Below are 20,566 nucleotides of genomic sequence, written 5' to 3'. Positions count from 1 at the left end.
GTCGGTCTATCAGCCTTTGATCATCGCATGCATTTCCTGCACGGAGGTGACTTTCTCCGTCGGATCGGCCGTCAACGACATCGCGGTAGCGAAACCGCCGTTCAGCGTCGTGTCGTAGTGCACCTTGTATTGCAGCGCGCTACGGCGAATCAGCTTAGAGTCTTCAATCGCCTGACGCCCTGCGGTGGTGTTAACGATGTAAGTGTACTCGCCGTTCTTGATGCGGTCCTGAATGTGCGGACGACCTTCATGCACCTTGTTCACCAGACGCGGATTAATGCCAGCCTCACCCAGTTCAATCGCCGTGCCGTGCGTCGCATCCAGCTCAAAACCGTGTTTCAGCAGCTTGGCCGCCAGATCCACCACCCGAGCTTTATCGCCTTCACGTACCGACAACAGCGCTCGTCCAGTTTTCTTCATGTGCGAATTGCTGCCCAGCATCGCCTTGGCAAACGCTTCAGCAAACGTGCGGCCAACGCCCATCACTTCACCGGTCGAACGCATTTCTGGCCCCAGAATCGGGTCAACGCCAGGGAATTTGTTGAACGGCAGTACCACCTCTTTTACCGAGTAGTACGGCGGGATAATTTCTTTGGTAACGCCCTGCTCAGCCAGCGTTTTACCTGCCATCACGCGTGCCGCGACTTTCGCCAACGGAACACCAGTCGCTTTCGAGACAAACGGTACGGTACGCGCTGCACGCGGGTTCACTTCAATCAGATAAACTTCATTATTCTTCACCGCGAACTGCACGTTCATCAGGCCACGAACACACAGTTCAAATGCCAGTTTTTCAACCTGCTGGCGCATCACGTCCTGAATTTCTTTGCTCAGCGTGTAAGCAGGCAGTGAACAAGCCGAGTCACCAGAGTGAACCCCAGCCTGCTCGATGTGTTCCATAATGCCGCCAATCAGTACACGCTCACCGTCGCAAATGGCATCAACGTCGACTTCGATAGCATCGTCAAGGAAACGGTCTAACAGAACTGGCGCATCGTTGGACACGCTAACTGCGTTTTGGAAGTAGCGCTTAAGGTCGATTTCGTCATACACGATTTCCATCGCTCGACCGCCCAGAACATAAGAAGGACGGACAACCAGCGGGTAGCCAATGCCACGCGCTTTTTCTACTGCCTGCTCAATCGTCGCTACCGTGGCATTAGCCGGTTGCTTCAGCCCCAGACGATTCACTGCCTGTTGGAAACGCTCGCGGTCTTCTGCACGGTCAATCGCGTCCGGGCTGGTGCCGATAACCGGCACACCAGCGGCTTCCAGCGCACGCGCCAGTTTCAGTGGCGTCTGGCCACCGTACTGCACGATAACGCCTTTTGGCTTCTCGATACGGACAATTTCCAGTACATCTTCAAACGTTACCGGCTCAAAGTACAGGCGGTCAGACGTATCGTAGTCTGTTGAAACGGTTTCAGGGTTACAGTTGACCATGATGGTTTCATAACCATCTTCGCGCAGCGCCAGCGAGGCATGGACGCAGCAGTAGTCAAACTCGATCCCCTGACCGATGCGGTTCGGCCCACCACCCAGCACCATGATTTTGTCACGATCCTGAGTCGGGTTGGCTTCACACTCTTCTTCATACGTGGAGTACATATACGCCGTATCGGTCGAGAATTCCGCCGCACAGGTATCGACGCGCTTATAAACTGGGTGAAGATCAAATTTATCGCGCAGCTTGCGAATTTCGCTTTCCGCCACGCCAGCCAGTTTCGCCAGACGCGCATCGGCAAAGCCTTTACGCTTCAGCATGCGTAGGAAATCGGCATCCAACGCAGTGATACCTTTCTCTGCAACCTGTTCTTCCAAACGCACCAGCTCTTCAATCTGCACCAGGAACCAACGATCGACGTTGGTCAGGTTAAACACGCCATCTACGGACATCCCGGCGCGGAAGGCATCCGCGATGTACCAGATACGCTCGGCACCAGCATCTTTCAGCTCGCGGCGGATCTTGGTCAGCGCTTCAGGGTCATCCAAATCAACTTTCGGATCGAAGCCCGTTGCGCCCACTTCCAGACCACGCAGTGCTTTTTGCAAAGATTCTTGCTGTGTGCGACCAATCGCCATCACTTCACCGACAGATTTCATCTGTGTGGTCAGACGGTCGTTGGCACCCGCGAATTTCTCGAAGTTGAAACGTGGGATCTTGGTGACAACGTAGTCGATAGCGGGTTCGAAGGACGCTGGCGTACGGCCACCAGTGATGTCGTTCATCAACTCATCGAGCGTATAACCTACCGCCAGTTTGGCGGCAATTTTCGCAATCGGGAAGCCCGTCGCTTTAGAGGCCAGCGCGGAAGAACGTGATACGCGCGGGTTCATTTCGATAACGATCAGGCGACCGGTTTTCGGGTTTACCGAGAACTGAACGTTAGAACCGCCTGTTTCTACGCCGATTTCACGCAGTACCGCCATCGAGGCGTTACGCATGATTTGATATTCTTTATCGGTCAGCGTTTGCGCTGGCGCAACGGTGATGGAGTCACCGGTGTGGATGCCCATCGCATCAAAGTTTTCGATGGAGCAGACGATGATGCAGTTGTCGTTCTTATCACGCACCACTTCCATCTCATACTCTTTCCAACCGATCAGTGATTCATCGATCAACAGCTCTTTGGTTGGCGAAAGATCCAGTCCGCGTTCACAGATCTCTTCGAACTCTTCACGGTTATAAGCGATACCGCCACCGGTGCCGCCCATCGTAAAGGAAGGACGGATAATGCACGGGAAGCCAACGTCAGCCGCTACAGCCAGCGCTTCTTCCATATTGTGTGCAATACCGGAACGTGCGGTATCCAGACCGATTTTTTTCATCGCGACGTCGAAACGGCGGCGATCTTCTGCTTTATCAATCGCATCCGCCGTTGCACCAATCATGGTGACACCGAATTCGGCCAGCACGCCCTGACGTTCCAGCTCCAGCGCACAGTTCAGCGCGGTCTGGCCACCCATCGTCGGCAGTACCGCATCTGGACGCTCTTTTTCAATGATTTTACGCACCACTTCCCAGTGAATCGGCTCGATGTAAGTTGCATCGGCCATTTCCGGGTCGGTCATGATGGTTGCTGGGTTGGAGTTCACCAGAATAACGCGGTAACCCTCTTCACGCAGCGCTTTACACGCCTGTGCACCCGAGTAGTCAAACTCACACGCCTGGCCGATGACAATCGGGCCTGCGCCCAGAATCAGGATGCTTTTAATATCTGTACGTTTTGGCATTTTCTCGCTCCTGATTATTTAGCTGAAGAACGGTAAGTCTGAATCAAGTCAATAAAGTGGTCGAACAGCGGCGCGGCATCATGCGGGCCAGGGCTGGCTTCTGGGTGCCCCTGGAAGCTGAACGCCGGTTTGTCAGTACGGTGAATTCCCTGAACCGTGTGGTCAAACAAGGATTTATGCGTGACGCGCAGTGTGTCAGGCAGATTAGCTTCATCCACCGCAAAGCCGTGGTTCTGTGCGGTGATCATCACACAGTCGTTATCCAGATCTTTTACCGGATGGTTGCCACCGTGGTGACCCAGCTTCATTTTGATGGTCTTCGCACCGCTCGCCAATGCCAGCAGTTGGTGACCCAGACAGATACCGAATACCGGAATATCCGTTTCCAGGAAGGTTTTGATCGCGCGAATTGCGTAGTCACACGGTTCCGGGTCACCCGGGCCGTTAGAGAGGAAAATACCGTCTGGATTAAGCTTCAGTACGTCCTCAGCAGGTGTCTGCGCTGGAACGACCGTCAGGCGACAGCCGCGATCCACCAGCATACGCAGAATGTTGCGTTTCACACCGTAGTCATAAGCCACCACGTGGTAAGGCAGGTCGCTTTCGTTTTTCGCCGCAGGCAATTCACCTTCCAGCGTCCAGCTTCCCTGTAACCAGCTATAGCTTTCTGCCGTCGTCACTTCTTTGGCCAGATCCATCCCTTTCAACCCTGGGAAAGCTTTCGCTTTCGCCAAGGCGACAACGGCATCCGGTGCATCGCCCGCGATGATGCAGCCATTCTGTGCGCCTTTTTCACGCAGCAGACGGGTTAGTTTACGGGTATCGATGTCAGCGATGGCGACGATGTTGTTGCGTTTGAGGTATTCAGAGAGGCTTTCTTCACTACGGTAGTTGCTGGCAATCAGAGGTAAATCGCGAATAACCAGACCTTGAGCCTGTACAGATGGGGATTCTTCATCGTTGGCATTGGCGCCAACATTACCGATATGGGGATAAGTGAGAGTGACAATCTGGCGGGAATAGGAAGGATCAGTAAGGATTTCTTGATAACCGGTCATCGACGTATTGAAGACCACTTCCCCCACTGCCAATCCTTCTGCCCCAATGGCCCGACCGTGGAATTGGGTTCCGTCTTCCAGAACCAATAGCGCTGACTTAATCAAAACACCCTCCAAGGAATAAACAATCACGTTATTTGCATATTAATTCAGATTCGAGCCACTAAATCAATGCAAAAACTACCTGTAAGGCCAATTTTTGGCAAATTGGGCGCATTTTAATGATGGTCTTCCCGATTGTCTACCCAAACCGCTTTTTTTCTCTTATTTTTATGCTTTCCGAAATAAATAACCGCCCACTGACGTAAAAAGCCGTATCAACTCAGACAAGTAAACGGTTGCGAGACAATTTTGTTAAAATAAGGGCGACAAATAACCAATAAAGGACATTTAGGAAGTAAGGAAGGTAAACCATCACGAAAAAAGAGAATAAAACACACATAAAAACCGGTGATAACAACAAAAACAAACCAAAAATGAAAAAATAAAGGCGAACACAAAAAAGCCCACCTTTTTCATATAGATATATTTTTGTTATAAAAATAAAATACTACAAATCATCTAAAGAAAGCACATCTCTCATATCAAAAAGACCATCTTCCTTAGAATTAATCCAGATAGCCGCTCTTACTGCACCATTAGCAAACGTCATCCGACTGGATGCCTTGTGGGTAATCTCAACCCGCTCGCCAATATCAGCAAACATCGCCGTATGTTCACCGACAATATCGCCAGCCCGCACGGTAGCAAAGCCAATGCTTTTTGGATCGCGCTCACCGGTATGGCCTTCACGCGCGTACACTGCACAAGACTTTAGATCGCGTCCCAGCGCATCGGCAATCGCTTCGCCCATCGCCAGCGCGGTACCAGACGGCGCATCCACTTTGTGGCGGTGATGTGCTTCAATGATTTCGATATCAGTATAGTCGCCCATGACCTTGGCGGCTTTTTCCAGCAGTTTCAGCATGACGTTGACGCCAACGCTGAAGTTCGCCGCAAACACAATCCCGATATCCTGTGCAGCCTGCTTAATCGCCGCCTTGCCTGCGTCATCAAAGCCGGTCGTCCCAATAATCATGCCCTTACGGTGCTGGCGACAAAATGCCAGATGCGCGAGCGTACCTTCCGGTCGGGTGAAGTCGATCAAAATATCGAAATCATTCTGCACGGCATCCAGGCTTTCATTCACGGTGATACCGTTTTTACCCAGCCCCGCCAGCTCACCAGCATCGCTTCCGATCAGGGACGAGCCAGAACGTTCGAGTGCCGCGCCCAGTACCACACCGTCCATTTGCTCAACAGCCTGAATTAGCTGACGCCCCATACGGCCGCCCGCACCGACCACCGCAATACGGATGGATGAATCTTTCATAATGTCTCTCTCTTTTTGATCCTGACGACATAAAAATAACATCAGGTTAACGGGCGCTGCGCACTATCGCCAGCGGATTTACCGCCAGATTAGAAAATACTGTTTGAAGCCGCAGAAAATCAGCAAAACTGTCTAGCTACAGCCAGCAGAATCGCGTCGGAAAACGATGAAAAGCCTTAAGGCGTTTGAAGATAAGCAAAAACGGTCAGAAATAAACCATACGGGATAACGCATAAAAATTCATTTTTATGCATTACCATTTTCATGAATGGATACAAGGGGAGATAGAGACGGGAATAACAGCGATAGAGCCGAAGCCCTATCGCAGAAACAGACTAATCGATCTGTTTCACTTCAACACGCAGTTCTTTCGGCACTTCAAAGACGATGTTTTCTTCACGCCCTTGCATTTCAACCGCAACCTTGCCGCCTAATTCTTTCAGGCGCTGAATCACCTGTTGAACCAAAATATCCGGGGCCGATGCCCCTGCGGTGACGCCAACCTGCGCAACGCCCGTTACCCATGATTCCTGGATATCTTCGGCAGCATCAATCAGATAGGCCGCTTTCCCGGCTCTCTGCGCCAATTCAGCAAGGCGGTTGGAGTTTGAGGAGTTTTTAGAGCCCACAACAAAAACGACATCCGCCTTATCCGACAAATGACGAACCGCTTCCTGACGATTGGTCGTGGCATAGCAGATATCATCTTTACGCGGGCCGACAATCTGCGGGAAACGCTCACGCAAGGCATCAATCACCGCATAGGTGTCATCAACAGAAAGCGTGGTTTGCGTCATAAAGCACAGATTACTTTCATCTTTTACCTGTAGCTGCCAGACATCCTCAGGGGACTCCACCAGATACATGCCGCCATCTTCACTGCTGTACTGCCCCATCGTCCCTTCAACTTCAGGGTGTCCGGCATGCCCGATAAGAATCGCTTCGACACCTTTCTTACTGGCTCTGGCAACTTCCATATGCACCTTGGTTACCAGAGGACAGGTCGCATCGAACACCGTCAGGTCACGATTTTTGGCTTCATTACGTACCGCTTGCGAAACGCCATGTGCCGAGAAAATCAGAATCGCACCATCCGGCACATCTTCGATCTGCTCAATAAAAATCGCGCCGCGTTCGCGTAAGCCATTAACCACATAGCGATTATGTACCACTTCATGACGGACGTAGATCGGCGTACCAAAAAGCTCCAGCGCACGTTCCACAATGCTGATAGCCCGATCGACACCGGCACAAAAACCGCGTGGATTAGCCAGCAGGATCTGCATGTGTCACCTCCTGTTGTACGGGATCGATATCCAGCACTTCAAGATCGAAGGTAATCGCCTGACCAGATAAAGGATGGTTGAAATCCACGGTGACGGACTCTTCGGTCACATCGCGGATAATCCCCGGCATATCATTTCCGGCAACGCCGCTGAACAGCATGATGGTGCCCACATCCGGCACGCCGGTCTGGGCAAAATCACGACGTAGGAAGAACTGGATCAAGTTCGGATTGGTCGGCCCAAAGGCCGACTCCGGCGGCAGCGTAAACTTGCGTTTATCGCCGCGCTTTAATCCCAACAGATGTTGTTCCAACGCCTCAGACAGGCTGCCATCGCCAAGGCGAAACAGCGCTGGCTTGCCGCGCTCACGCGTGGATTCGGCCGCAGAGCCATCCTCCAGCGTCAGAATAAAATGCACCAGCAGCGCGCTGTTGTGCTGCACAGTCTCGGACATCAGTGACCCTTTTGCTTAACGGTATCAGTATCATCATGCGTACTGAAAAACCCTTCCAGCACAATGAGCGCCGCACCAATACAGATCGCGGTATCGGCTAAATTAAACGTAGCGAAGTGCCAATCACCAACATAGAAGTCGATGAAATCAACGACAAAGCCGTGCCATGTCCGGTCAAACAGATTGCCCAGTGCACCGCCGATAATCAGCGAATAGGCAATGTTATTTAGCTTCTGCTTGACGCTGCCACGGTACATCATCACCACGAGAGCAACCACAATCGCAATCGCAATCCCAGCAAAGAACCAGCGTTGCCAGCCGCCTTTATCCGCCAGGAAGCTGAACGCTGCGCCATAGTTACGGGCGTAATGCAGGTTCAGAGAAGGCATAATTGGCACCGTATCACCCAGCGCAAAGTGGGCAAGGATCCACTGTTTGCTGCCAAGATCGACCACTAAAACCAGTATCGCCAGCCAGAGCCAGCGCAATCCGCTCGAACAGATTTTATTCATCAGACAAATTTACGCTCTTCGCCATTGCCGCCTACGTTAGTCGCACAGCGACCACACACTTCAGGATGCTCGGCATTGCTACCGATATCCGTCTCGTAATGCCAGCAGCGTGGACACTTGTGCCCTTCTGCCTCACTTAAGGCAATTTTCAGTCCGGTGAGTTCCGTTGCCTGTGCGCTATCTGGCGCATTTTCATAACGTTCCACCCGCGCTTTTGACGTCAACAGCGCAAAGTGCAGTTCCTGCTGCAACTGGTTAAGCTTGTCCGCCAGATTAGCATCGGCGTACAGCGTGACGGAAGCTTCGAGCGATCCACCAATACGCTTGTCATTACGCGCCTGTTCGATCGCTTTATTCACTTCGCTACGTACTTTCAGGACATCCGCCCAGAACGCATCGTTCATGGTTTCTGAGGCATCCAGCGCAAACAGGCCGTCATACCACTCTTCGGTAAACACGTACTGCACACGCTCACCCGGCAAGTAACTCCAGATTTCATCCGCCGTGAAGGACATAATCGGTGCCATCCAGCGTACCAGCGCTTCTGAGATATGGTATAGCGCAGTCTGGCAGCTACGGCGTGCCACGCTGTCGCTTTTTGCCGTGTACTGACGATCTTTAATGATGTCCAGATAGAACGAGCCCATTTCGATCGAGCAGAACTGCATCAGGCGCTGTACCACACGGTGGAAATCGTAGCTTTCATAGGCTTCGAGGATCTCATCCTGCGCCGCTTTCGCACAGCCAACGGCCCAGCGATCCAGCACCACCATCTCTTCCGGTTTTACACTGTCCTTCTGCGGATCGAACCCATTCAGGTTAGCCAGCAAGAAACGCGCGGTGTTACGAATACGGCGGTAGGCATCGGCGGAACGTTTCAGGATCTCATCGGACACGGCGATTTCACCGGAGTAATCCGTTGAACCGATCCACAGACGCAGAATGTCGGCACCCAACTTGTTCGTCACGTCCTGCGGGCTAATGGTATTCCCGATAGACTTGGACATCTTACGGCCCTGACCATCAACGGTGAAACCGTGGGTCAACACCTGACGGTAAGGCGCTTTGCCTTTAATCGCGGTGGAGATCATCAGAGAAGACATGAACCAGCCACGATGCTGGTCAGAACCTTCCAGATACATATCTGCTGCGTGACCGCCGAATTCAGGGCGAGCCTCCACCACGGACGCGTGCGTTGATCCAGAATCGAACCACACGTCCAGCGTGTCTGGCACTTTGACGTAGTTATCCGCATCTGCGCCCAGCACATCGGCCGGATCGAGATCCCACCATGCCTGAATGCCATCCGCTTCAACACGTTTTGCCACCGCTTCAATCAGCTCAGCGGTACGCGGATGCAGTGCTTCCGTCTCTTTGTGAACAAAGAGTGACATCGGCACGCCCCAGGTACGCTGACGGGAGATACACCAGTCAGGACGGTTGGCGACCATCGATTCAATACGCGCCTGACCCCAATCCGGAATCCACTGCACGCCTTTGATTTCAGACAACGACTGCTTACGCAGGCCTTTCTGATCCATGCTGACAAACCATTGTGGCGTTGCACGGAAAATGATCGGCGATTTATGACGCCAGCAGCACGGGTAGCTATGCTGTAATTTCTCTACGTGCAGCAACATGCCTTTTTCACGCAGGATTTCAACGATCAGATCGTTGGCCTTGAAAACGAATTTGCCATCCAATTCAGGATAAGTACCGCTCAGGTAGCAGCCGTTCGGCCCCACCGGATTGGCGATTTCCAGATTGTATTTCTGGCTGATCACATAGTCGTCAGGACCGTGACCACCAGCGGTATGTACTGCACCTGTACCCGCATCCAGCGTCACGTGCTCGCCCAGAATTGCCGGTACGTCGAAACCGAGGAACGGGTGTTTGAAACGCAGCAGCTCAAGATCCGCGCCTTTACAGTCGCCTAGGACTATCCACTGAGTCACGCCCACGCGTTTCATGACGCTTTCAACCAAATCGGCCGCCAGAATCAGTACCTGGCCGTCAATCTGAACCAGTTGATAATCGAACTCTGCGTTCAGCGAGATCGCACGGTTTGCTGGCAACGTCCACGGCGTCGTCGTCCAGATCACCAGAGAAACAGGGCCATCTACGCTACGCACGCCAAACTTGGCTAATACCGCCGCCACATCAGTCGCGTTAAACGTCACATCAATGGACGGGGAGGTTTTGTCGTAATATTCAACTTCGGCTTCCGCCAGCGAGGAACCGCAGTCCACACACCAGTGAACCGGCTTAGCCCCCTTATGCAGGTGACCGTTATCAATAATGCGGCCCAGCGCACGAATGATGTTCGCTTCGGTTTTGAAATCCATCGTCAGGTAAGGACGATCCCAGTCGCCCAGCACGCCGAGACGAATAAAGTCGGCTTTCTGACCGACAATCTGCTCTGCTGCATATTTACGGCACTCAGCACGAAATTCTGCCGCGCTGACTTTCTCGCCCGGCTTACCGATCAACTGTTCTACTTTCAGTTCAATCGGCAGACCGTGGCAGTCCCAACCCGGCACATAAGGGGAATCGTAGCCAGACAGACCTTTCGATTTAACAATAATATCTTTCAGAATCTTGTTAACTGAGTGACCAATGTGAATGCTGCCGTTCGCGTAAGGAGGGCCATCGTGCAGAATGAAGGTCTTCTTTCCCTTCTTCGCATTGCGAATAATCCCGTACAGATCCTGCTCATACCAACGTTTCAGCATGTCAGGTTCACGCTTGGCCAGATCGCCACGCATCGGGAACCCTGTTTCCGGCAAGTTCAGGGTAGTCTTATAGTCACTCATTAGATTCTCGATTTCGTTTCGCTAGAAAAATTAAACCGGTGTCTTTAACCCGAAAAACGTCCGGGCTGTCACCACATCATCGGCGATTTGCTGTTTTAACGCATCGAGCGAAGCAAAACGCTGTTCATTACGGATCTTTTTACGCAGTACGACTTCAATATGACGACCATAGAGATTCATCGTCACGTCCAGCAAATGCACTTCAAGTTGCTGGCGTCTATCACCATTTACGGTCGGACGTGTACCAATATTGGCGACGCCCGGCAGTGGTTCTTCACCCAATCCATAAACGCTGACGGCATAGACCCCGCTGACGGGAGAAACCTGACGTTTCAATGGCAGGTTGGCAGTCGGGAACCCAATGGTTCTTCCCAACTCTTTGCCATGTTCTACGCGCCCGGAAATGCAGTAAGGGTGGCCCAGCAGGCTTTCTGCCAGTTTGAGTTCATCACGACTGAGCGCTTCACGTACCGCCGTGCTACTGACACGTTTGCCGCCATTACAGAACGAATTGGTGCTGATGACATCGAACCCCGACTCACGCCCAGCCTTCTGTAATAACAGGAAATCTCCCTGACGACCAGCCCCGAAGCGGAAGTCATCGCCCACAACCAGAAACTTCACGCCAAGTTTCTTCACCAGCAGAGAAGAGACGAATGTCTGAGCATCATTGGCGGCAAAACACGCGTCGAATTTGACGCACAGCAAATAGTCCACGCCAGCCTGCGCCAGATACTTCACCTTGTCACGCAGACGCGTCAGGCGTGCGGGGGCTTTTTCCGTAGCAAAAAGTTCCAGCGGCTGCGGTTCAAAAATCATGACCATCACCGGCAGCCCACGAGCGCGACCTTCCTGCTTCAGTCGTTCGAGCAGCATTTGGTGTCCGAGATGCACGCCGTCAAAATTACCAATAGTGAGCACACAGCCGTAATGGTGTGCCCGAAGATTGTGTATACCGCGAATTAGCTGCATGGCTGGCCCAGAACAAAGGGTTAAAATTATGGAAATCGGCGGATTATACCTTGTACAGCGAGTAAGGTTAACCCGCGATTCGCGCCTTTTACAGCCCCCCTATAAATCGTGCCAGTATTTGTACGTTTTTTAGCTGAATCATCGATGAATGAGGCGCATATACAGAATATCCAGATAGTGGATGTCCCATACAATCCAACTTTACCGAGAGTAGACAGGGCTTTATCAAATTCAGGATGAAATTATGATGCGAAAGGCTGTATTCCACCGCGTGAAGCTGCTAAAATCCTGCGCCATCACAACGTAACAAGTGTCGACGTACAAACGACGCTTATTTGCACAAATCCATTGACAAACGAAGGCTAAACGAGCATATTCCACGGCCTTTGAATTGTCCTCGATTGAATATATTTGGGAGTTGGACCTTGGCTAATATCAAATCAGCTAAGAAACGCGCCGTACAATCTGAGAAGCGCCGTAAGCATAACGCAAGCCGTCGCTCAATGATGCGTACTTTCATCAAGAAAGTATACGCGGCGATCGCTACTGGCGATAAAGAAGTGGCACAGAAAGCGTTTAATGACATGCAACCGATCGTGGATCGCCAGGCTGGTAAAGGTCTGATTCACAAGAACAAAGCTGCACGTCATAAATCCAATCTGGTTGCGCGCATCAACGCCATGCAATAATCACGCATCTGCGTGTCGTTGCTAAAAAAAACCGGCTCAGGCCGGTTTTTTTACGTCTGTTATTCTGTTACCGAGCAGCGGCTCTATCACAGAAAAGCATAGAGAAATCGGCGTTACAGACGCGCTGCACCGCGGGATGCTGGATCATTCGAGCCGCAAAAATCACATAGTACTCATCCTGAATGTTCTCGATCCTACCAATCTCGACGATATCCCCCTGCTGGTAGATTTCATTGGCATACAGCGATGGCGCAACGAAAATCGCATCGTTATTAATGCCGAATGCCGTCATCAGCGCCGCATCATCAAACTCACCCAAAATATCTGCCTGAATATTCTGCTCAGTAAACCAATTCAACAGTTTACGGCCCAGCATGGTTCGACGACCGGGAATCAGCAACTTGCGTTGTTCAAGACAGGCTGGAAAAGGAAGTTCAGGGGACGGGCGCTTGCAGTAAAAGCTCACGCCACATTCGCCCAGCTTGAGTGAAAACAGCCCTTCCTGCTGTGTCGAATCCACCGGACAATCCGACAGGATCATATCCAGCTTATGCTGGCTCAACTGCTCCAACAGCATCTCATGCGTCGACTCAAAACAGCGCAAATGGATATGTTCTTGTTCCTTCACGACCGTTTCCAGCACCCGGCTCACCAGCCGTTTGGACAACGCATCTGCTACGCCAACGTCGAATAGCAGGTTCGATTCTTTGCGGTAGTTCACAATATCCAACATTTCCTGGCTGAGCTGGAACATGCTATCGGCATAGCGAAAAACAAGCTGCCCCAGTTCCGTCGGTTCCAACCCTCGCCCTTTGCGCTTGAAAAGTTTGCCTTGCAAACGTTCTTCCAGGCATTTGATTTGCCCGGTAATGGTCTGCGGCGTTAAAAACAGCGTTTCTGCCGCACCAGCAACGGAGCCAGACTTATAAACCTGCCAGAAATAGTAGAGATGATTAAAATTCAAATGAGACATACCCGCCCCTCTTCGCGCCTCTGGCATCGCATCAACCCTTGCACGGTTGCATCACCTTGTCCAGCGCGGGCAACACCCCGCGCAATGCCAGATAACCAAGCAGCGCTGCCAGCCCTGACGCCAGCAAGATCCCCAGCTTGGCGTAGGTAATCAACTCCTCATCACCGCCAGAGAATGCCAGCAGCGTAATAAATATCGACATAGTAAAGCCGATACCACACAGCATAGAGACCGCCGCAATCTGGTTAAAGTGTACACCAGCAGGCAGACGCGCATAGCCCAGCCGAAGGGTTAGCCAACTGAACAAAGTAATGCCCAGTGGTTTGCCGATCAGTAGCCCAGCAGCGATACCGAGGCTCAACGGGGAAAACAGTTTTTCCAGCACAATTCCTTGTAAAACAATGCCTGCATTAGCGAAGGCAAACAGCGGAATAATCAGAAATGCGACCCACGTTTGTAAGCCATGCTCCAGCGTGATTGCCGGAGAAGGCTGCTCGCCTGACGTGCGCAAAGGAATAAAGAATCCAACGATCACACCAGCCAGCGTCGCATGAACGCCACATTTCAGAATGCACACCCACAAAACGATCCCCACCAGCAAATAGGCAGATGTTTTCATGACCTGCTGTCGGTTCATATAGGCCAGCACCGCGATTGCCAGCACCGCCCCCCCCAGCGCAGGCCAGAAAATCTGCTGTGTATAAAACAGAGCGATAATCAGGATCGCCCCCAGATCGTCAATGATCGCCAGCGCCAGCAGGAAGACTTTCAACCCTGCTGGAACACGCTTGCCCAATAGCGTCAGTACCCCAATGGCAAACGCGATATCTGTCGCAGCGGGAATCGCCCAGCCAACGCGCGTCACCTCATCATTCGCATTAAAAAGCAGAAAGAACAAAGCGGGAAAAACCATTCCACCTACCGCAGCAGCCAATGGCAACATCGCCTGCTGACGACTAGCTAACGTACCTTCGATTAACTCGCGTTTTACTTCCAAACCAATCAGCAGGAAAAAAATCGCCATCAAACCATCATTAATCCACAGCAGCAGGTTCTTATTGATTTCCAGCGCGCCAAAGCGTATTTCCACTGGCATCATCAGGAATTGTTGATAGCCCAAAGCAGTAACAGACCAATTGGCAAGTAAGATCGCCAACACTGTTGCCATCATTAGCACCACGCCAGCGGCCACATCCAAGCGAATAAAGCGGCGAATCATTGTTATCATTGACTTAATCTCCCATCAGGCACGAACATCAATACCAAACGTCCGCTTTCTTGCTGGCAAGATTACGCAATACAATCATTCGTTAAAAGCAGATTAAAACTGGCTTACTATTCGTAAAAAACGATTTATTGCATTAATGCTGTTTAGAAAGGAACGCCGGGAGCGTTTTTCAGCGTTGCACAGCGACGGCCACGGAGTGGCGGACAACGATTTCTGTCATAAAAAAAACCGGCGGGTTTACCCCACCGGTTTTTCTAGCACGCGTTTACGAGAAGCGATTAACGGGTCAAATCGTCAAAAAACTTCTTCACGCCATCGAAAAAGTTTTTCGAGCGTGGGCTGTTTCTTTCGCCAGACGGGCCACCGAAGCTCTCATCGAGTTCTTGCAGCAATTGCCTCTGGCGCTCGTTCAGATTAACTGGCGTTTCCACAACCACGCGGCACAGCAGATCGCCCTGTGCACCGCCGCGAACCGATTTCACACCTTTGCCACGCATGCGGAACAGTTTTCCAGTTTGCGTTTCCGCAGGCACTTTCAGCTTCACACGACCATCCAACGTCGGGACTTCAATCTCGCCGCCTAATGCTGCCATCGCAAAGTTGATTGGTACTTCGCAGTACAGATTGTTTTCTTCACGCTGGAAGATCGGGTGCGCTTTAACCTGCACCTGAACGTACAAATCACCTGACGGTGCGCCGTGCTCGCCTGCTTCACCCTCACCAGACAAACGGATACGATCGCCCGTGTCCACACCCGCCGGAATTTTCACCGACAGCGTTTTACTCTTCTCTACGCGACCATGACCGTGACATTTGACGCACGGATCTTTAATGATCTTACCGCGCCCATGACAGTGCGGACACGCCTGCTGCACGGTAAAGAAACCCTGGCGCATCTGCACCTGACCGTTACCATGACAGGTTGGACAGGTGACCGGCGAGCTACCCGGCTTCGCACCGTTGCCGTGGCACACATCACACTCTTCCAACGCAGGAATACGGATCTCTTTGGTGACGCCACGTACCGCTTCTTCCAGCGTCAACTCCATGTTGTAGCGTAAATCGGAGCCACGGCTTGCGCGCTGACGACGGCCACCGCCAAAGATGTCCCCGAACACGTCGCCAAAAATATCACCAAAATCAGCACCGCCGCCGCCAAAACCACCGCCGCCTCCGCCCATACCGCCTTGCTCAAACGCCGCATGGCCGTACTGATCGTAGGCTGCACGTTTTTGCGAATCGATAAGGATCTCGTAGGCTTCTTTGATCTCTTTGAACTTGGCTTCTGCCTCGCTATCACCAGGATTACGATCCGGATGGTACTTCATCGCCAGACGCTTGTACGCTTTCTTTATTTCGCGCTCATCTGCGCTTTTCGCAACGCCCAGGCTTTCGTAATAATCTTGCTTCGCCATTTCTTTTCCTGCCCCTCAACATGCGTGCACGGGCGCAGAGTTTCCTCGACGCCCGTGCTGATTGCCAGCAATAGCCTTGTGGCTGCTACTGCGCCCGCTCAAGGGCGATTACTTTTTGTCTTTTACTTCTTCAAACTCAGCATCAACGACATCGTCGTCACGACGAGCAGAGGCATCATCAGCAGCACCTTCAGCACCTGGCTGTGGCTGAGACGCTTCCAGCAGCTTGCCGGAAACCTGAACCAGCGCCTGAATCTTCGCTTCGATGTCTGCTTTGTCTTCGCCTTTCAGCGCGCTTTCCAGCGCTTTCAACGCGTCGTCAATGGCAGTTTTGTCATCAGCGGCCAGCTTATCACCCACTTCCTCCAGTTGCTTACGCGTACTGTGCAGCAGGTGATCACCCTGGTTACGAGCCTGAACCAGCTCTTCAAACTTGCGGTCAGCTTCAGCATTCGCTTCTGCATCGCGTACCATTTTCTGAATTTCATCTTCGTTCAGACCAGAAGAGGCCTTGATGGTGATTTTCTGCTCGCGACCGCTGTTTTTGTCTTTCGCGGAAACGTGCAGGATACCATCGGCATCGATGTCGAAAGTGACTTCGATCTGCGGCATACCGCGCGGTGCGGCCTGAATACCATCCAGGTTAAACTGACCCAGAGATTTGTTGTCGTGCGCGCGCTTACGCTCACCCTGCAGAACATGAATCGTTACTGCAGACTGGTTGTCTTCCGCCGTAGAGAACACCTGACTGTGTTTCGTCGGGATCGTAGTGTTCTTAGCGATCAGCGCGGTCATCACGCCGCCCATAGTTTCGATACCCAGAGACAGCGGGCTTACGTCCAGCAGCAGAACGTCTTTCACGTCACCAGACAACACACCGCCCTGAACCGCAGCACCGATGGCAACCGCTTCGTCCGGGTTCACGTCTTTACGTGGCTCTTTACCGAAGAAGTCAGCGACTTTCTTCTGTACCAGAGGCATACGCGTCTGACCACCAACCAGAATCACGTCCTGAATTTCAGAAACGGACAGACCAGCATCCTGCAATGCGACTTTCAGCGGCTCAAGAGAACGGTTCACCAGTTCTTCAACCAGAGATTCCAGTTTCGCACGAGTCACTTTGATGTTCAGGTGCTTAGGACCGGTTGCGTCAGCCGTAATGTACGGCAGGTTAACGTCGGTCTGCTGTGCAGAAGACAGCTCGATCTTGGCTTTTTCTGCCGCTTCTTTCAGACGCTGCATTGCCAGCGGATCGTTACGCAGATCGAAACCTTGCTCTTTCTTAAATTCGTCAACCAGATAGTTGATCATGCGGCTATCGAAGTCTTCACCACCCAGGTGGGTGTCACCGTTGGTCGCCAGAACTTCAAAGGTTTTTTCGCCATCAACTTCGTCGATTTCGATGATAGAAATATCGAACGTACCGCCGCCCAAGTCATAAACCGCGATAGTACGGTTGCCGACTTCTTTATCCAGGCCGTATGCCAGCGCTGCCGCTGTCGGTTCGTTGATGATACGTTTAACTTCCAGACCCGCGATACGGCCAGCATCTTTCGTTGCCTGACGCTGTGCATCGTTGAAGTAAGCTGGCACGGTGATAACCGCTTCGGAGATGGTCTCTCCCAGATAGTCTTCCGCCGTTTTCTTCATTTTTTTCAGCACTTCAGCCGAAATCTGTGGCGGAGCCATTTTCTGATCTTTTACTTCTAACCATGCATCACCATTATCCGCCGCGACGATTTTATACGGCATGATGTTGGTATCGCGCTGAACTTCTTCGTCTTTGAAACGACGACCAATCAAACGCTTGATAGCAAACAGTGTATTTTGCGGGTTAGTTACTGCCTGACGTTTAGCCGGCTGGCCAACCAGAATTTCACCGTCTTGCGTATAAGCAATGATTGAAGGCGTGGTGCGATCGCCTTCGCTATTTTCCAGTACTTTTACCTGAGTACCGTCAATAATCGCGACACAAGAGTTGGTTGTACCCAGGTCGATACCAATAATCTTACCCATCTAAACATCTCCACTAAAAAGTCATATTCGGTGTGGTGGTTAAACCTACTACCTACTGTGCGGGCGAAATGTCGTTTTTCAACAAGATTTCTCGTTTTCCAACGACACACCCTCGTTTTTCATCAGCAGCACACGTTTCATTTTCATGCTAACTACCGATGTAACGGCCCGACACACGCCTTTGCGGCAGGTCAAACTGTTTCGGTTGCAAATAAGATGGGGCCAACATTTCTATCATCAAGGGGGGAAGATGAAAAAAAATGGCCTTTATCCCTCTTACGATCAAACTATTCTGCCTTCCCGATGTTGTGTCCATTCCAAACGCCCGATATGATGCCGCGCTCGCCGCAAAAATGGGGACATATCCCCACACGATGGCGGGCAATAACACCTAAACGACACCTATCCCAACGTGATTGGCGCATTCGCTAACCTTAATGCCGCGCCCGACGCGAAGGGACTATTAATAATCTGTTATTGCAGAGGATTTATGAGCACGAACACGTTGGCAAATCCTGGTCCATTAGGACTGATGGGCTTCGGGATGACCACTATTCTGTTGAACCTGCACAACGCAGGCTTTTTCCCACTTTCTTCCATCATTCTCAGCATGGGTATCTTCTACGGCGGTATTGCCCAGATTCTGGCTGGCCTGTTGGAATATAAAAAAGGCAATACATTTGGCGTGACGGCATTTACGTCTTATGGCGCATTCTGGCTGACGCTGGTTGCCATTCTCGTCCTGCCTAAAATGGGTCTGGCGGAAGCCAGCGATGCTCAGTTCCTTGGTGTATTCCTGGGCCTGTGGGGCGTCTTCACGCTGTTTATGTTCTTCGGTACATTCGGTACCAACCGCGCTCTGCAATTTGTCTTCGGTAGCCTGACCGTGCTGTTTGCTCTGCTGGCCGTGGGTAACTTTACGGGCAACCACGCCCTGCTGACCTTCGCGGGTTACGAAGGCATCATCTGTGGCGCTAGCGCCATTTATCTGGCAATGGCTGAAGTGCTGAACGAGAAGTTTGGCCGCACCGTACTGCCCATTGGTGCCCGTGGTGCGTCTCACTAAGTTCTGACGCAGCATAAACCGACGCGATAGACGCTATCTACAAGCACTAGCCCGCGTTAAATAGCAACGAGCCCTGTCAACCTGACAGGGCTCGTTTGTTTTTGATGAAGAGCTTGTTTGATAACGTGGGCTTAAACTTCGACAGGTGAACGATCGCGCGCGTTATTATCCGCAGAAGTATGCGAGTCAGCATCCAGATCGCGTTGTAAATAAACACCCAACAGCAATCCCACTGCGGCCAACGTCAGGACATAGAATGCCGGAGCCATTGGCGTTACCTTCATAATCAGCGTGACAAAAACGGGTGTCAGGCCACCGAAAATGGCATAGGAAACGTTGTAGGAAAAAGAGATCCCCGAGAACCGCACGGCAGCCGGAAACGCCCGCACCATGACATAAGGCACGCCCCCCACCACACCAACGCTGAGCCCTACAATCGCATAGCTGACAAAGAGCAATATCGTACTGCTTGCCGCCGAACTGTAAAAGAACCAACTACATGCAGCCAGCGACAGGCTGCCCAGCATAAACAGTTTGCTGGCACCAAAGCGATCAACCAACAGCCCTGAGCCGACGCAACCCACCATCAGCGCAATCGTTGCGAGACAGTTCGCCTGCAATGCCAGCGCAGCAGGAATACCGTGGACTTTTTGCAGGTAGGTCGGCGCCATCAGAATAACAACGACAATGCACGCAGACAGCAGCCAGGTCAGCAGCATTGAAACCACAATCGCACGTTTATGATTTAAGACGACCGATTTCAACGGCAACTCTTCTGCCAGTTTTTTCTGCGTCTGCATTTCCATAAAAATGGGCGTTTCCTGTAACCAGCGGCGCAGATACATCGCCACAAGGCCAAAGACCCCGCCGATGAAGAACGGCAGACGCCAACCGCCGCCCGACATCTGCTCAGGCGTGAGCACGGTATTCAGTAGCGTCGCGATCAGCGAGCCCAGCAGAATCCCCATCGTCAACCCGGCGGTTAACGTACCGCAGGCAAACCCAATGCGGGCGCGAGGCACATGCTCGGCAACGAAGACCCATGCACCAGGAACTTCCCCGCCAATTGCCGCACCTTGGAGTACACGCATAAAAAGCAGTAAAAGCGGAGCCGCAATACCAATGGCTTCATAGGTCGGTAGCAGACCCATTGCCAGCGTTGGCAATGCCATCAGCAATATACTCAGGCTGAACATTTTCTTACGTCCGCTTTTATCGCCAAAGTGGGCCATGATGATGCCCCCAAGCGGACGGGCCAGATAGCCTGCGGCAAAAATACCGAACGTCTGTACCTGCCGCAGCCATTCAGGAATATCTGGCGGGAAGAAGAGATCGCCAATAACCGCGGCAAAGAAAACAAAAATAATAAAATCATAAAACTCTAGCGCGCCACCCAGTGCAGCCAGAGACAGCGTTTTATAATCCTGCCGGTTCAGCCGACGAGGATGGGCATGTTGATTCAGCGTCATAAATTACCG

The 20,566-nt window shown here is 51.9% G+C and carries 15 protein-coding genes; 2 read left to right on the top strand and 13 right to left on the bottom strand.

The window, feature by feature from the left end:
* Nucleotides 1-9 precede the first annotated feature (9 nt).
* The 8 genes from carB to ribF form a co-directional block, all read right to left on the bottom strand.
* Nucleotides 10-3,234, bottom strand: a complete 3,225-nt coding sequence (gene carB, locus A8F97_RS22300) for a carbamoyl-phosphate synthase large subunit (protein ID WP_014701492.1) — start codon at nt 3,232-3,234, stop codon at nt 10-12.
* A 14-nt stretch (nt 3,235-3,248) separates the two neighbouring features.
* Complete coding sequence (gene carA, locus A8F97_RS22295) at nt 3,249-4,397, bottom strand: glutamine-hydrolyzing carbamoyl-phosphate synthase small subunit (RefSeq protein WP_014701493.1); 1,149 nt, start codon at nt 4,395-4,397, stop codon at nt 3,249-3,251.
* A 445-nt stretch (nt 4,398-4,842) separates the two neighbouring features.
* Nucleotides 4,843-5,664, bottom strand: a complete 822-nt coding sequence (gene dapB, locus A8F97_RS22290) for a 4-hydroxy-tetrahydrodipicolinate reductase (RefSeq protein ID WP_025920181.1) — start codon at nt 5,662-5,664, stop codon at nt 4,843-4,845.
* 335 nt (nt 5,665-5,999) lie between these two features.
* Complete coding sequence (ispH, locus tag A8F97_RS22285) at nt 6,000-6,950, bottom strand: 4-hydroxy-3-methylbut-2-enyl diphosphate reductase (RefSeq protein WP_014701495.1); 951 nt, start codon at nt 6,948-6,950, stop codon at nt 6,000-6,002.
* Entirely contained in the window at nt 6,931-7,404 is a 474-nt protein-coding gene (gene fkpB, locus A8F97_RS22280; protein WP_014701496.1) for an FKBP-type peptidyl-prolyl cis-trans isomerase, read from the bottom strand. The genes ispH and fkpB overlap by 20 nt, the downstream gene beginning before the upstream one ends.
* Nucleotides 7,404-7,919, bottom strand: coding sequence for a signal peptidase II (gene lspA, locus A8F97_RS22275; protein ID WP_095522162.1), 516 nt, complete (start codon nt 7,917-7,919; stop codon nt 7,404-7,406). Before lspA ends, fkpB begins: the two co-directional genes overlap by 1 nt.
* The gene (ileS, locus tag A8F97_RS22270) at nt 7,916-10,729 is read right to left on the bottom strand and encodes an isoleucine--tRNA ligase (protein ID WP_033072172.1); all 2,814 of its coding nucleotides are present in this window, start codon (nt 10,727-10,729) and stop codon (nt 7,916-7,918) included. Before ileS ends, lspA begins: the two co-directional genes overlap by 4 nt.
* A 30-nt stretch (nt 10,730-10,759) precedes the next feature.
* A complete protein-coding gene (gene ribF / locus A8F97_RS22265; protein ID WP_033072173.1) occupies nt 10,760-11,701 on the bottom strand; it encodes a bifunctional riboflavin kinase/FAD synthetase in 942 nt (313 codons plus the stop codon).
* Nucleotides 11,702-12,126: 425 nt separating this feature from the next.
* Between ribF and rpsT the strand changes: the two genes are divergently transcribed.
* Entirely contained in the window at nt 12,127-12,390 is a 264-nt protein-coding gene (gene rpsT, locus A8F97_RS22260) for a 30S ribosomal protein S20 (RefSeq protein ID WP_005973217.1), read from the top strand.
* A 67-nt stretch (nt 12,391-12,457) separates the two neighbouring features.
* On the opposite strand, the gene nhaR is transcribed toward rpsT, so the two are convergent.
* The 4 genes from nhaR to dnaK all read right to left on the bottom strand — a co-directional run bounded on the left by nhaR (nt 12,458) and on the right by dnaK (nt 18,022).
* The gene (nhaR, locus tag A8F97_RS22255) at nt 12,458-13,363 is read right to left on the bottom strand and encodes a transcriptional activator NhaR (protein ID WP_014701500.1); all 906 of its coding nucleotides are present in this window, start codon (nt 13,361-13,363) and stop codon (nt 12,458-12,460) included.
* A 31-nt stretch (nt 13,364-13,394) separates the two neighbouring features.
* Nucleotides 13,395-14,591 carry a Na+/H+ antiporter NhaA gene (gene nhaA, locus A8F97_RS22250; protein WP_033072174.1) on the bottom strand — a complete coding sequence of 399 codons (1,197 nt, stop codon included), beginning with the start codon at nt 14,589-14,591 and terminating at the stop codon, nt 13,395-13,397.
* A gap of 278 nt (nt 14,592-14,869) precedes the next feature.
* Entirely contained in the window at nt 14,870-16,006 is a 1,137-nt protein-coding gene (dnaJ, locus tag A8F97_RS22245; RefSeq protein WP_014701502.1) for a molecular chaperone DnaJ, read from the bottom strand.
* Between the two features lie 108 nt (nt 16,007-16,114).
* Nucleotides 16,115-18,022, bottom strand: a complete 1,908-nt coding sequence (dnaK, locus tag A8F97_RS22240) for a molecular chaperone DnaK (RefSeq protein ID WP_014701503.1) — start codon at nt 18,020-18,022, stop codon at nt 16,115-16,117.
* Between the two features lie 490 nt (nt 18,023-18,512).
* Between dnaK and satP the strand changes: the two genes are divergently transcribed.
* Nucleotides 18,513-19,088 (top strand): acetate uptake transporter, encoded by a 576-nt coding sequence (gene satP / locus A8F97_RS22235; RefSeq protein WP_005973207.1) that lies wholly within the window; start codon nt 18,513-18,515, stop codon nt 19,086-19,088.
* 131 nt (nt 19,089-19,219) lie between these two features.
* Here satP and A8F97_RS22230 read toward each other — a convergent pair whose 3' ends face one another.
* Nucleotides 19,220-20,557: an MFS transporter gene (locus tag A8F97_RS22230; protein WP_033072175.1), complete on the bottom strand. Its 1,338-nt coding sequence runs from the start codon at nt 20,555-20,557 to the stop codon at nt 19,220-19,222.
* Nucleotides 20,558-20,566: the final 9 nt, after the last annotated feature.

It is taken from the genome of Pectobacterium parmentieri, from assembly GCF_001742145.1.
Lineage (GTDB): Bacteria > Pseudomonadota > Gammaproteobacteria > Enterobacterales > Enterobacteriaceae > Pectobacterium > Pectobacterium parmentieri.
Note: the sequence above shows the minus strand (reverse complement) of the source record. Positions and strands in the feature narration are given on the sequence as shown.